Below are 514 nucleotides of genomic sequence, written 5' to 3'. Positions count from 1 at the left end.
GGTGCCGGTCGGCGCGGTGGTCGTGCGCGACGACGTGGTGCTCGCGGTGGCGCACAACCGGCCCCGCGCGCTGCGCGATCCGACGGCGCATGCCGAGATCCTGGCCATCCGCACCGCCTGCGCCGCGCTGGGCGACGAAAGGCTGTCGGGCTGCGACCTCTACGTCACCCTGGAGCCGTGCCCGATGTGCGCGGGCGCGATCGGCTTCGCGCGGATCCGGCGGCTCTATTACGGGGCGGCCGACCCCAAGGGCGGCGGTGTCGAGAACGGTGCGCGCGTGTTCAACCAGCCGACCTGCCACCACGCGCCGGACGTGTATGGGGGCTTTCGCGAGGACGAGGCGGCGCAGATGCTGCGCGACTTCTTCCGCGCGCGGCGCGACTGATCCATCGCGCGGCGCGAACCGCCCCGCGTGCCCGACGTTGCCGGCTCGCACAGCCCGGAGGCCGCATCCATGACGCCGACCTATTATCGCGCCCTGATCGTCGGGGCCGGCTCGGGCTTGAGTGCGGCG

At 73.5% G+C, this 514-nt stretch carries 1 protein-coding gene; it reads left to right on the top strand.

Translation table 11 applies throughout. The features are described from left to right. Window position 1 precedes the first annotated feature (1 nt). Window positions 2-385, top strand: a complete 384-nt coding sequence (locus FV222_RS28810; RefSeq protein WP_238272513.1) for a nucleoside deaminase — start codon at window positions 2-4, stop codon at window positions 383-385. Window positions 386-514: the final 129 nt, after the last annotated feature.

The sequence above is a fragment of the Methylobacterium sp. WL103 genome, from assembly GCF_008039885.1.
GTDB lineage: Bacteria > Pseudomonadota > Alphaproteobacteria > Rhizobiales > Beijerinckiaceae > Methylobacterium > Methylobacterium cerastii.
This window is presented reverse-complemented; position numbering and strand designations above follow the sequence as displayed.